The organism is Leeuwenhoekiella palythoae, from assembly GCF_020310025.1.
Classification (GTDB): domain Bacteria; phylum Bacteroidota; class Bacteroidia; order Flavobacteriales; family Flavobacteriaceae; genus Leeuwenhoekiella; species Leeuwenhoekiella palythoae.
In genome coordinates, this window is sequence record NZ_CP084318.1 from 667,798 (window position 1) to 681,651 (window position 13,854).

General features: G+C 42.3%; 10 protein-coding genes. 6 read left to right on the top strand and 4 right to left on the bottom strand.

The genetic code is table 11. The features are described from left to right. Positions 1–113 precede the first annotated feature (113 nt). Entirely contained in the window at positions 114–1,274 is a 1,161-nt protein-coding gene (locus tag LDL79_RS02640) for a sensor histidine kinase (RefSeq protein ID WP_225599069.1), read from the top strand. Positions 1,275–1,979: 705 nt separating this feature from the next. Then, the gene (locus LDL79_RS02645; RefSeq protein WP_167597750.1) at positions 1,980–3,317 is read left to right on the top strand and encodes a Gfo/Idh/MocA family protein; all 1,338 of its coding nucleotides are present in this window, start codon (positions 1,980–1,982) and stop codon (positions 3,315–3,317) included. Positions 3,318–3,833: 516 nt separating this feature from the next. On the opposite strand, the gene LDL79_RS02650 is transcribed toward LDL79_RS02645, so the two are convergent. Together LDL79_RS02650 and LDL79_RS02655 are read right to left on the bottom strand one after the other, a co-directional pair. Next, on the bottom strand, positions 3,834–4,664 hold the full coding sequence (locus LDL79_RS02650; protein WP_225599070.1) for an RteC domain-containing protein: 831 nt from the start codon (positions 4,662–4,664) through the stop codon (positions 3,834–3,836). 92 nt (positions 4,665–4,756) lie between these two features. Continuing rightward, positions 4,757–7,168 (bottom strand): aminotransferase class I/II-fold pyridoxal phosphate-dependent enzyme, encoded by a 2,412-nt coding sequence (locus tag LDL79_RS02655; RefSeq protein ID WP_225599071.1) that lies wholly within the window; start codon positions 7,166–7,168, stop codon positions 4,757–4,759. 232 nt (positions 7,169–7,400) lie between these two features. Here LDL79_RS02655 and LDL79_RS02660 point away from each other — a divergent pair, with 232 nt between their 5' ends. From LDL79_RS02660 to LDL79_RS02675, 4 genes are all read left to right on the top strand, one after another. Beyond that, entirely contained in the window at positions 7,401–7,778 is a 378-nt protein-coding gene (locus tag LDL79_RS02660; RefSeq protein ID WP_072980192.1) for a DUF7793 family protein, read from the top strand. A 31-nt stretch (positions 7,779–7,809) separates the two neighbouring features. Further along, positions 7,810–8,715, top strand: a complete 906-nt coding sequence (locus tag LDL79_RS02665) for a helix-turn-helix domain-containing protein (RefSeq protein ID WP_225599072.1) — start codon at positions 7,810–7,812, stop codon at positions 8,713–8,715. Between the two features lie 81 nt (positions 8,716–8,796). Then, positions 8,797–9,240 (top strand): MauE/DoxX family redox-associated membrane protein, encoded by a 444-nt coding sequence (locus LDL79_RS02670; protein WP_372521289.1) that lies wholly within the window; start codon positions 8,797–8,799, stop codon positions 9,238–9,240. 75 nt (positions 9,241–9,315) lie between these two features. Beyond that, complete coding sequence (locus tag LDL79_RS02675) at positions 9,316–9,594, top strand: DUF6520 family protein (protein ID WP_225599074.1); 279 nt, start codon at positions 9,316–9,318, stop codon at positions 9,592–9,594. A 59-nt stretch (positions 9,595–9,653) separates the two neighbouring features. On the opposite strand, the gene LDL79_RS02680 is transcribed toward LDL79_RS02675, so the two are convergent. Beyond that, positions 9,654–12,353 carry an insulinase family protein gene (locus tag LDL79_RS02680; RefSeq protein WP_225599075.1) on the bottom strand — a complete coding sequence of 900 codons (2,700 nt, stop codon included), beginning with the start codon at positions 12,351–12,353 and terminating at the stop codon, positions 9,654–9,656. A 103-nt stretch (positions 12,354–12,456) separates the two neighbouring features. After that, entirely contained in the window at positions 12,457–13,851 is a 1,395-nt protein-coding gene (locus LDL79_RS02685; RefSeq protein ID WP_317197763.1) for a RagB/SusD family nutrient uptake outer membrane protein, read from the bottom strand. Positions 13,852–13,854: the final 3 nt, after the last annotated feature.

Consider the following 13,854-nt stretch of genomic DNA (forward strand, 5'->3'; position numbering starts at 1 on the left):
CCGGGGATTTTTTTATGGGGCTAAGCCGCTGTGTTAAAGTATTTTTAAACTTGCGATCCTCCTCCTTTACAAAAGAGATTTTGATATTTTTGCCTTCCCTAAATCAGTGAGCATTGCATTCAAAAGAGTATTCGCGAATAAAGAGTCTGGCCGACTTAGATCTGGATTACCAGCAGCTTGTACACGATTTTAAACTGCTGAGCGAACTCGCCGCAAAAGTCACGGGCACGCAACTTTCTGAGGTGAATTTAATCGATGCCTATACCCAATGGACCGTTGCCGGAACCCAAAATCAAGCCACACAAAAGCCCAGAGAAACTTCCATTTGTAATGTAACCATTGAACAGGAGCAGTATTTTGAATCGCTGGTAGCCGAAGATCTTCGTTTTAAAGACTCAACGTATGTGGTAGATGAAGGCTATGTGTTTTATTACGGGATTCCGCTTAAGCTAGATCAAAACGTGACCGTAGGCAGTTTATGTGTCGCAGGAAAAGATAAAACATCCCTCACCCAAGAGCAAAAAGAACAACTGCATCTGATTGCCAAAGAACTGGAACGTTTGCTACAACAACAGAAGCAACAGCAGCTGTTAGAACAGGCGCTAGCCGATTCTAAACGTATGCAGCGCCGGCTGGCACACGACATACGCAGTCCGTTAAGCGGACTCTCTCAGTTGCTTTCAACCACCAGCTTAAGCAGCTTGCAGCGCAGCGATCTGGAAAGCTTACTGAGCGATGCCGCCGCTACCGCCAGCAGCTTACTGCAGCTAACCGAAGCTATTTTAGAGGATACCCCGCTTCTGGACCAGCAGCTCCACAATTATGACACCCAAGCCTTAGCCAAAAAACTAACCGATTTATACAGTCCACAAGCGCAAGTTAAAGCCATCGCCTTTAATGTGCGTGCAACCCCTTCCGTCCTGCGCTTTCCCCGAAAAAATCTCCTTCCTATCATTGGTAACCTTATTGCTAACGCGCTAAAGTTCACGCCGACCAACGGAAAAGTTCAAGTTGCAATGCACTTGGCATCTTCCCAAAAAGCTAAAATCCTTCACGTGAGGGTAGAAGACAACGGCATCGGGATGACTCCCGAAACCCAAGAAGCGGTGCGTACTGGTAGGGCAATCCCACAAAAAGGAACCCAAGGAGAAACCGGTTATGGACTAGGACTAAGCTTCGTTCGTGAACGCTGCGAGGCCTTGAGCGGCACCTTCCATCTCACTTCTCAAAAAGATCAAGGAACTACGGTTACCTTAGAACTTCCGGTTATGTAGTATTTATAAGATACTGAAGTACAAAAGGAGAAATACGGAATACAGATTAAAAGTTGGCAGTAGCAATTGGCAGGTTTCTGTTTGCTGTTTACCGTTTATTGTTAGAGGGTTTGAAATGTGAAAAACTATTGTCTCTTTTGACTAACGAAATACGAACCAAAACGTCATTGCGAACATTGGGAGAAATTGCACCTGTCTGGGAATTCTGCACATTCGCTCATCCCATCCCTTCAAGCAAAAGACAGCCCTTTGTTTAGTGTTTACTGTTTGAAGTTATAAAAGTCTAATACCACAACGAATTAGAAATCAAAAATCAGGAATTAGAAATACGGATCAACAGTTGGCAATTGGCAGGTTTGCTGGTTGCTGTTTATGGTTTACAAAATCAGAGACTTTTTTCAACATACGATAACGGAAATACAAAATACAAAAGTAGAAATACGAAATACGCACATCTTACATTGATGTTTCCGCGCTGCCTGTCCCAATGAAGATTGGGGATCGTATCGCGTGTTTTGAGCACAGGTTATCATTTATAAACATCGAGAGCAACCCTATATGATTTCAGATTGTGATTTTTGTGTATAGCATCTTGTCTTTCCTGTAGCCATAAATAGCCGTTAGTAGAGATCATATGCACACCCTAATAATTATCTATATAGTAAAAATGACTATATTTAAGGGCTAACCTTTATTCTATTATATATGAGAACACTACCCAGACGTAAGTTCCTACAAAAAACTGCCTTAGCCTCTGCAGGTTTAAGTTTGACCAATAGCCTTTTAGCACAACCTATTCATTTGTTTTCAGCTAATGACCGTATTAATTTAGGACTTATAGGTTGCAACGGGATGGGGTGGTCTAATTTGCAGGCACATTTAAAATTGCCTAATGTGACGTGTATTGCCTTAGCAGATGTTGATGAGCGGGTTCTAAATAAACGCGCTTTAGAACTTCAAAAAAATACTGGTACTGCACCGAAGCGTTACACTGACTATAGGAAACTCTTAGAGGATAAAGCTATTGATGCGGTTATCATAGGTACACCAGACCATTGGCATTGTTTAAATGCTGTGCATGCCTTACAGGCCGATAAGCATGTGTATGTAGAAAAACCATTAGCAAACAGTATCGAAGAATGTAATGTGATGCTTGACGCAGCCAAACGCTACAACACTAAAATGGTTCAGGTGGGACAGTGGCAACGAAGTGGGCAACATTATGATGAGGCTGTTAACTATGTTAGATCAGGAAAACTAGGTCCTATACGTTTAGTAAAGTGTTGGTCGTATCAGGGTTGGATGAATCCCATTCCAGTAAAGCCAAATACAACGCCTCCAAAAGAAGTGGACTACACCATGTGGTTAGGTCCCGCACCTTCACGCCCCTTTAATGAGAATAGATTTCACTTTAATTTTAGGTGGTTTTGGGATTATGCAGGAGGACTGATGACCGATTGGGGAGTTCACGAATTAGATATAGCCCTGTATGCGATGAATGCGGGCGCTCCTAAATCTATTTTGGCATCTGGTGGTAAATTTGCCTATCCCGATGATGCTTCTGAAACTCCAGATACCCTACAAACCGTCTATGAATTTGAAAATTTCAATCTGTTATGGGAGCATGCTACTGGTATTGATGGGGGTAATTATGGTTCAACAGAAGGTATTGCATTTATAGGAAATAATGGAACTTTAGTGGTCAACCGAGGAGGATGGAAAGTGGTTCCCGAGCGGGAAAGGCAAAACGATCAATGGATTGATAAAACCCCGGAGGTGTCTTGGAAAGACCGTGAAGGTAATGCGTTAGACAATCACGCTAAAAATTTTGTTGACACTATACGTAATAACACGCCTACCGAGCTCAAGTGTAATATTGAAGCAGGAGCCAGAGCAGCAATCACAGCGCATATGGGTAATATCGCCTTTAAAACAGGTAATAAAATTTATTGGGATGAGCAATCGCAAACGTTCAATAATCCTGAAGCAGATGCCCTTATTCGAGCGAACTACCATAACGGATGGGAACTTCCTAAAATATAGCCTGAGCTATCCTTGACTGAAACTAAATATGCTGTTTGGCGCCATTCGGTTTATGAATTAACCAAATTGGCGTCAAACTTCTTAAAGATGTTCAGCTTCTTTGTAAATCTGATCATTTATGAAATGATGAGACCATCTTTTTTAGATGATTACACTACCTTTTGAGCGCGTATCTGTTTCTATCCTCCAGATACGCATGAACCTCGAGCTACAGTTTCATTCTAAAAAAACCAACCCCGAGGTTTCGTGACAAGACTTTTAAGTAAATTTATAATGAAAGAAGCCATACCTACCTATATAGTTTCACGTGAGATGTGCGATTTAACCTAAAGAATAACGTAAAGACCAAAGGCTTGAAACGGTTTGAATAGCACAATGGCAAGACGACATACACAAGGTTTCCGATTACTGTTTTCCTTTTGAGGCTTTGAAAAAAGAGTACCTTTTTGAAAATACGAAATGCAAAATATTCCAAAGCTTTTATGTTTCAAATCTGCTGCAGGCTATACTACTAAATTAAACGTCATCCTGCCGCATCTTATATTCTAATTTTAAGATTAGCTCCTCCAAAAACTTAGTTCTACTCCCCTTTCGGGCTTTGATTTCTCCATACGTTTTATAAACTCCATCCAATTTAATATTGAAAAAACCTTCAAAAGAGGCTACTAAAGTACTAAGGTCAGACAACCCATGATTGAGATACTGTGACGCGTGTAAAGCATAAATGAGTTCGACTAAAGCTGTTTTAGACCCGGACCAAAGCATCACATGATGCTTCTGAGGTAACGGAACAGTTTCACTGGGAGAATTTAGAGACTTAAGAGCATCACGAATATAATGTATAAGGCGATACATGGCTTGCACTTTAGCCCAGAGCATATCATACGCACTACTAAAATCAGGATAATCGTAGTGGTACAGCATAGGGGTCATTGGAAAATTCTGCTGTGTATTGCGCGTAAAGAACTGATGATCTAAATAGGTGTGTTCTTCCTCCATATACCTTACAAAGTGCATATTGTGGTTAAAGAATTTGTTGATTTTGCGCAATTCCTTCTTATAAAACCTAATCTGGAAAGAAGCGCCAGCTTTCGGTTTTCTCATTTCACAGGTGCGCATCTCAGTAAAGTATATAAGATAACTCATCGGGCAGGGTTTAAGATGCTTAAAAAAGTGTATTTCATGAGGTACATCTTCAAAATCTTCCTGCTCTACGAGCTCCTTGAGACAGATCAGCGTTTTAGATGCAACTTCAATCCCCACCTCTGCCTTTTTCAGGGTTTCAGGTATTACAAATACTTGAGTTTTTAATTCATGGTGAAAGTTTTGTAGGGTTGTAGCAAACATGGTAACATCAGTTAGACAGGTGAGTACATAAGGAGAAATTGATAGGTTCAAAAGCATTAGGATAGTGAGATAATCTATTGGTCACTCAAAAATTAACCGGAGTGGCCCGTACGCATCATCTCTAATTCCTCCAGAAAAAAATGGTCATCAGTTTGCACAAAGGCTTGTTTAGGCAGAACTGCAGCCCCTAGTTTGCGCTTCTCAAAATTGGCACTCATCCCAAAATCTATCTGTCTCATGTTTAGTTTTCGGGCTCTTAAAATGGTCTGATATAAAAGCTGTCTGTACGTTTTAAATACTTCTAAATACTTATAATCCATACCAATTAGACTGGGTACATAAACGCCTGAATAATTTTTATAGCAAAACATAACCCCTAATAGGAGTTCATCTTCAACAGCCTTAAGAAGAATGCATTCCCAATTGGGATGACTGCGCAAGACTTCAAAAGCCTCAAGAGGATAAGTAAAGGTATTAAGTCCATAATTTTTACGCTGAACCTGTAGATAGAGCTCGTAATAGACTTTAATGTTTGCGCTACTCACCCGTTGAACCACATTAGATTTAACCAAACTTAAATAGGGCTCGATATCTTTCTTGAAATGCTTTTGAGATCGTTTAGAAAGGTATTGGGTATAATCAGCTTCGATCTTATGATGTAAGTCTAGCAATACACACGAATCGGGCATATCTATGGGAATATAGCCTTGATCCAAAATCGCCTTTGACCAGTTGTAGTTCAGATCAAAATCGCGAAGCACGGTCATGGTAACCTTCCTTGTCTGTGCCAGATTTTCAATGTATTCCAACAATTGCTTTAAAGCCAAGGTGACCTGTGGGTGTTCTTCATTCAGATAAAGATGGTTTCCTTCAGTAAATAAGCAGCCCAAAGATAATACCCGCGAGGTTTGTAAATAGGGATTACGTTTTCGCTGGTGCTCCAGCAGTTTAGAGACCGAAGCCGGAGCCAGCATATCATTTTTCCAAAGACTTTCGGTTAAAAAAGTCATCAATACTGGGCAGTTAGCATCATCCACAATCTGTATATACCAAAACCGCCAGTTGTGCTCGGGTTCTTGATTCTGTGTAAAGCTTTGCTCCAAATAGGCAAGCCCATCATAAGTTAGCATATTGAATTTCCCTAGGGTTGTATTCCAGTGGGTTGCATCAGTCTCAGCAATACTTTTAAATTCCTTAAATTGTAAATCCTGGTTAGTGGTGGCAAAGGGCTTACCATCTACAAAATCCATACGGAAGGCTTTTCCCACTCGAGAACGGGAATTATCTGTAGCCATAAGGGCGATATCATAATTGCTTATCAATTGCTCCACCAGTTGATCAATATCATCAAAAGCATTATGGTTGGAGAGGGTAATACGAAGTCCGGTGTTTTTAGCAGGGACTGCGGGAAATAAACCAAGGTTTACATAGATCCCGGCTTCCATCAGGCGTTTTACAAGAAAGTAACCTGTAGCAGGCAAGCCGGTTCCTATATAGAATACCGGCGAACTATTTCGCGCGATAAGTGGTAAATGGGCCATAACCAATTGTTGATTGAAGTAGGCGATGCGATTATTCAGCGCTTCCTGCAGACGATAAATCTCATCAGACAAATGAATGTTTGCCGAGGCTATGGCTGCACCTAACGCACTAGGTTCTAACTGGGCTGAAAAAGTTAAGGGACCTCCAAAGTTTTTGATTTGGTTATAGAGTTTTTTATTAGAACAGATTAAAACGGAACCCGATGCTCCAAAGGATTTACTTAAGGTTCCAAATACCAACACATGTTCCGGTAGGGTTCCCACCTGACTCAATACATAGCCCATCCCATTAGCACCTCGCCAGCTCATTCCATGTACATCATCAAAGTAGAGATAGAGCTGCGGATATTTTTTAGTGAGTGCTAACAATTCTTTAACCGGTGCATAATCTCCAAACATCGAGTATACCCCATCGGCCATATACCATATTTTAGAAACTTTAGAAGAAAGTTTTTGGATCAGGGTTTCCAGCATTTCCAGATTATTGTGGCGTACAAGCTGTACGGGTATTCCTCGTACTTTAAGGAGCTGCGCTGCATTTTGTACACTCCAATGTACTTGATGGTCCAAGATAACAGCATCTTCATCCCGCACCACCGTCGGGATGACTGCCAGATGCCCCAAGGTGCTGTTCTTGGTAATAATTACAGGATTTTTAAAGAGTAGCTGCAGCTTCTCTTCCAGTTCTTCATAAAGCGGATGCGAAATATAGGTTTTAGATAAAGGAAATTGGGTACCGTAGCGCAAGAGGGCCTGCATGGCCCCTAATTTGATCCGGTTATTTTGTTCTAAACCTAAATACCCGGTATTTCCAAAGTGATAACAAGCTTTTCCTTGTACCGTAAGCCATCTACCGGTATGTTGTCTGTCTTCAGCACGCAAATGTACGATACCTTCCGCTTTAGCTTCCGTGATCACCTTATCAACGGTATCCAGAAAATTGTTGTGTTTGATTTGAGCCATTTTAAAGAAGTTTGGTTGTATCAGACCGAATCTAACCAATTATTAACACCTTGAATATCAGCATTAAAAATTCAACAAGTATTATTCCTTTAAACTTTACTATTTATCCCTGAGACTTTACTTTAACTCCAAAAACCTTCATAAAACTCCTCAACACTATAGATTAAATCCTTTATAATTAAGCAACTAGACAGGCTTTTTAATACATTTAACCTTACAAAACTTGTTCACTATGCGTCCTGATTACGAAAACGCGTATGCTGAATATCGGATTAAAGCGGGAATCCTGTTTTTATATTATAAACCTGAAGCTTGTCTAAGTCTTAAGGCAGCAGAAGAGGTCGTTCAAGATCGTCTTGCCGTCCAAATGGGCCAACCTTATCCGGTATATTGCGATGTACGCCCTATTATAGATTCTGAAAAAGAAGCACGGGATTTCTTATCTCAAAATGGCAATGCTTTGGTGCGTGCTCTGGCTTTTCGCATTGATTATCCAGTAACTGAAATTATGATGCAATTTTATTTACAAAACGGATCAGCGGCTATCCCCACCCAATTGGTATTTGATATTAGAACTGCATGGAACTTCCTAAGCAGCTTTCGAGAGTGATGATCGCTTCAACTAATTTCCTTTCTTGCGTATGAACTACTTAAACACTCGAGCAAAACAAATCAAGACGATGATTTTAGAAATGGCTAAAGGTAATTTTAACTACCAAATTCCTCGTACAGGCGAAAACAATGAAACTGAAGCCATTGCAGCATCGCTTAATATGCTGGCTCAGGAATTGAGAGTCTCGTACAATCCTTTTATATTCAATGCGCCGGCTGATAGTATTTTTAAGGTGAGACACTACCTCTTTTTGATCAACCCAGAGCATAGTATACTTTCTACAAATTTTGACCTCGATGCAGAACCCACTTTCGTTGATCAAAACTTTTTACATCTGTTAACGCCAGCTTCAAAAAAAATCTTTAAAAAGCGTTTAAAACAGTTGCTAAAAAAACAATACCCTAGTGTACCTTGTAGATTAGAATTGCGAGCTTCAAACTCGCTGAACGTACCTTTAGAATGTACACTTTTTAAGTTGCGTTACGATGCAGTTGCCGGTAACTTTCTGGTAGTGGCCTCCCGCATTCAAAGTCTTAATCCCTTACTGAAAGAGGATGCTTCAAAAAAAGAATACCCGATACGGAAGCTCGAGGCGCTCAAAAACACACGAGACATACAAAATATTCAGGATGTGAAAGCCTATCTCCAAGACCACCCGGAAGATCGTATCGCCTCCTTAAAGATCTTGGGAGTACGCTTTGGTCTTAATGAATATAAACTTAAAAAAGGCTTCAAAGAACTTTATCAGACCAGCGTATTTAAATACCAATTGCAACAGCGCTTACATAAGGCCAAGCATCTCATTAGGTCCACCACAGACCCCCTATCGAGTATCGCTTTACAAACAGGCTTTAAGTCCTACGTACATTTTGGGCAGGCATTTAAAAAAGAATTCGGTGTAGCACCCAGTCAGTACCGTAAAATGCACCAATAATCCCGTACACCTGAGTTTCAATCCCTCATAACATACTGTTTCCCAAACACCTCTCATACCTTTAACCTGTAAACACAAAGTATGTCAAAAGCAGGTTATATAAAACAAGTTGCAAGCTTGGGAGTAGTACCCCTCTTCATGTTACTATGGGTCTATGCAGCTACGGCTAAAATCCTCGAGTTTGATCAGTTTAAAGTACAACTAAGCCAGGTTGATTTTTTAAAACCTTTAGCTGAGGTATTGGTATGGTTTATCCCACTTGTTGAATACGGCCTTGCCGGCCTGTTGCTGGTAGGGCAAACACGCTGGCTGGGGTTTGTGGGTTCTGCACTTGTTATGAGCATATTTACGATATATATAGCCGGGATGATCAGCTTTAGCCCGGAACTGCCCTGCTCCTGTGGGGGGATCATCAACATCCTCACCTGGCAGCAGCATCTGGTATTCAATCTGTTTGTTACTGCTTTGGCGTATTGGGGATGTTACCGGTATCACGGCATAAAACGACCAAATGCTAAACTATGAATCGTGTGCACGACGATCAGGGGTAGCCGAAAACCTGTACATCTAGAGTAGGCATAATCTTTTAATATTTTACTTATGAAAACGTCAAAATTGATGCTCCCGGTGATGACCCTGGGGCTGGCAGTAGGGCTGGCTTTTGCCCATACCACTACTGTTTCAAATGGATGGATTGATCTTAACGGTACGCCAACACAATTGAGCAACGACCCGTGTACGGGTAGCGGACATGATTGTACGGTACGTTTTGAAGACGATCCTCAGCAACGGACATTTGAAGTCTATACCGATATGTCTTTGACCACCCCAAAACCAAGTGGTGTAGGAACAACCTATGTTATTCCGGGTACACCTTAACCGCTTAGGATAAGGTGTTTTAAATGCCTCCCCATAGCCACTTCTATGGGGAGGTCATTTTAATTACGCGCTTCGGGAACACCCTTTCCCATAAAAATATACCGATGTTCCGGCACCAGTTTTTCTTGTATCCAAGTCTGTATATCCTGTGCACTCACCTCTTCTATATACGCTTTAACCGCTTCGGGCTCCGGCAAGATCGTGCCCCATTTATAATAGCGGTATCCTTCATCTATAATGGATTTACCCGTAATTCCCTTTACATAAAATCTACTTTTAATCGTTTTTAATTCGCTCTTCGCAATAGGATGTTCTTTAAACCAAGATACCAATTCCTCCACATCACTACTCAGCACCTGTTCCATCCCGGCAACCGTAGGTAGGATAATAGTCAGGTTGCCGCGTTGCAGCTCCATATCTGAATGAGAAATAGCGTGAATGATATACAGACCTCTTTTTTTAATATGACGCAGTTCCCACAAGCGGGTATTAATTACTTCCCGCATCAGTTTTAAGTTAACCTGTGCTTTCCAGTCCTCCCGAGCTATAGGAAAAGTATATTGTATTTTAAGATTGAGATCGGAAGGCAGTATACCGGGAATCATATATAGCTTTTCTAAAGGTCCTTTAGGTAAATAACTTATAACTTTTTCTTCCCGTTTTACCTGATTTTCAGATACCCGCAGATTACCCAAATAGGTTTCCAAAAGGGGTATGACTTCTGTTTCGCTAAAATCTCCACTCAGCAGAAACAAAAACTCCTGAGGATGTAGAAATAAGCTTTGATAAATTTCCTTCAATTCAGTCATAGTAGATAGCTGTACCGCCTTATAACGTTCCTCAGCTGTTAAACCAGGATTTACTTCCTTAAGAACATTCTTACTAAGTACGGTTAAATCGTGTTCCTCCCTCCCGTAAGGGGGGTTCTTGTAAAATAAGAATTCATCCTCCTTCCAATAGGTAAAGGCTTCGGGATCCTCCCGGGGTGCAGACAAATACAAATGAGCCAGTTGTAACAAAGATTCAAGACGCTCGGCCGGGGCCTGAAGTTGTATACCGGATTCTCCCTGGTTTACATACAAGGCCCTGCCGTATATCATTCCCAGGTCGGTAAGCACGCGTTGCAATTCAAAATGGGTATAGGCACCGATCCCCGAGGTATGTAGCCATTCAGGCACGAGATGGGCTTTTATAAAATCCTGTTTATTCAAGTTACTTGCACCTACATTACGAAAGCCGTGTAATTTTAAAGGAGCTCCCTCCTGAGGATAAAGTACAACTCGCACTCCATTAGCCAGTTGTATTCGGTGTCCTCCTAAAGCATCACTGCCTAAATCTTTAGAGTCTTCTTGAGTTAACTGGGCGATAAGGGAATCAGCTATCAGTTTAGTTTCATACTCATCGGCTGCCGTATTCATTCGCTTAGCCTCATCCAGCCAGCTGCGAAATTGAATTTCACTCAGCTGCAATACAGACGCACCTTTGGGAGCCAGAATCCCTATATCCTGAGGACCGTCTCTTAAAAAGGCTTTGAGCTCCGAATTTACAGTATCATACGAGAGCCCATTTAACCAACGCTTCTTTAAGGCAAGTTGATCAAATTCTAAAAATTCTTCTGCCCGTATCCGTTCATCATACGCACTTAATACCGCTCCCAAAGTATTGGAATCCCTTTGATCAATAGACTTTAATTCCTTTTGCCGGTATTTTTGATATGCCCCCTCAGCAACCCCTTGTTTTTTCAACTGTTCTAGTGCTACAGCCACGTGCTCCACAGCGTCCTGTTCCCTTCCCATAAAAGTTTTTAGGTTGAGTCCCAGTGCTGGCAGTTGACCCGATCTGTCTATACCCAGTGTGTAGTGTAAATCATAGGTGGTAGGGATTTGACGCAGGTGATCGCCAATAAGCTCGTAGAGCATTTCATACATCCATTTGTGCTGTAAGGCTTTAGATGCTGCTTTTGGAGGTGTTTGGTTTCTCCAATACAAATCGATTTTCGTTTCTGCATACTCCAGTGTATCGGTATCCTCCTGCTCCACTTGTATAAATTGGTTGGGATGTTCTAAATATGCTCGTTTAGGATACGCCAGTTCTTGAGCAGGAGTCGCTTTTAATTTTCCAAAATGGGCTTCAATATCCTGCGCTGCCTGATCTAGATCGGTAATAGGCCCCACCATGACCAAGGTAGCCCGCTGTGGATGATACCAGTCTTTATAAAAGGAGGATACGGCATCCCAATTAAACCCCTTAACATGCTCAAAATAGTGTTCCGGACGTACCGGCGGAGCATATACTTTTGAAAGGTTCCAGAACAGGCGCTCTTCATCGTATCCTAAATGACCATTTCTATGTATGTACTCCTGATAAAAACTGCCGTGCTCTGCTGCCAGGTTCTCCGGAGTGGATTTTAAACCTCCCCCAATTATTCGGCTTAGCAAATCCAACTCTGTAGTATAAATTTCAGAACCTATGGTATCAAAGAGGAAAAGGTAGCAGGTTTGTCTCACATTGGTATATCCCTGCCAGGGATATTTTCCACTACGAACAGCCTCCAGTAAAGCACCACCATGGGCAGTTGCTTCATCCAAATACATTGCAAAGGGCAAATGTTCTATATAATGCGCGATATCCTTTTGTCCTTCCTGTTCCATTTCATACCCCGTATTTACATATAAATTCATAGCTAGGTTTTGCCCCTCCCAGGCTGCTTTGGAATGGATGATGTACTGCATTCCGTTATCCAAAGTGCCCCTACGCATACCCGTTGCTATAGTATCTTTTTTCGTTTGCCCATATGCCAAAGGCCTGCACATTAGAAAACAGATCCATACCAGGCTAAAGAAATTCAATGATGTTAAACGTTTAATACCCTGCATTTTGAGTCAGATTAGGGTTCTTTACTAATTCGGCTTCGGGGATGGGGTACAGCAAATCGATTTCCTGCAGACCTTCCAGCACTTCCTGTGCCCGACCGGTACGCTTTAAATCGAGCCATCGATGCCCCCATTCGCTAAACAGTTCGTGATAGCGCTGCTGCATCACCTCGTCTAACAGCTGTTCCTGCGTAAGTGCCTGGTTATAAACCAAAGGCTCCAGACCGGCACGTTCCCGTATAACATTTAGGTCGGCTACTGCCGCTTCCTGTTTACCCTGCCGGGTACGGGCTTCTGCCCGTATCAAGTACTGCTCGGCCAGGCGCATGACCATGGAGTATTCTGTATAGTTAGCCCCTGTAGCCTCGTATTGAATTTTGTATTTATAAGGATAGTGATAGGTCTCGTTACTGGTTGCTAAACTCCCTATCCAGTTGTCCCGTCGCAGATCTCCGGCCTCTACGTGTGCTATAAGCGTTTCACTCAGGCTGACCGGGCTTGCGGTTGGGGTGATGCGGATGAGCAGATTGCCATCCCGGGTATGGGAAAAGCTGCCTCCCCAGCCCTCGGGTGATATCTGCCAGAGTGCTTCGGGACTGTTGGCTAAAAACACGGTGTTCAGATCATCGGGCAACTCATAAAGATGGGTTGCTGCCAAGACTTCGCTGCTGTAAGTTTCAGCCTGCTCCCAGTCTTCCAGATACAGATGCACGCGTGCCAGCAAAGCTAAAACCGTAAACCGATTCGTACGGGTACGTTCGTTATCAGGGTAGCCGGTATCTACTAGTGCTGCTGCCTGATCTAAATCGTCAAGAATCAGCTCATAGACCTCCGTCTGTGGACTTCGGGCTTTTAAGGCATTGTTAGTATACGTGGTTTGCGTCACCAGTGGCACCTCCCCATATAGATTAGTCAGGTAGAAATAGGTAAACGCCCTTATAAACCGCGACTCCCCTTCCAAGGCTTCTCGAGTTTCCAAACTTAAGTTGCTGTTATTAGCAACTCCTTCAAGCATGTCATTACACATATAGATGGTGTTGTAGGCACCCGACCACAAGGCCAGGTTCAGGCTGTTTGTAGCTTCCAGTTGATGGGCAGCAAAGGCTTCCATCTCAGGAACCGTATTGGTTACGGTATAGGTAGCAGCCGAGAGCCCACCCAGAAAACTTACACTTTGGTTGCCCCCGGCAGCAAAAGCGGTGTTAAATAATTGAATATACACGCCATTCATCGCCTCTCGCGCGGTGGCATCATCGCTAAATACGGTCTCCCCGGTGATCCGGTCATTGGGTACATCGACCTCTAGAAAAGGCTCACAAGCACTTAAAAAGAAAAGCACGAGCGCCCCCATAAGGCGCTTATATTGATAAATAGATTTTTTCATAAC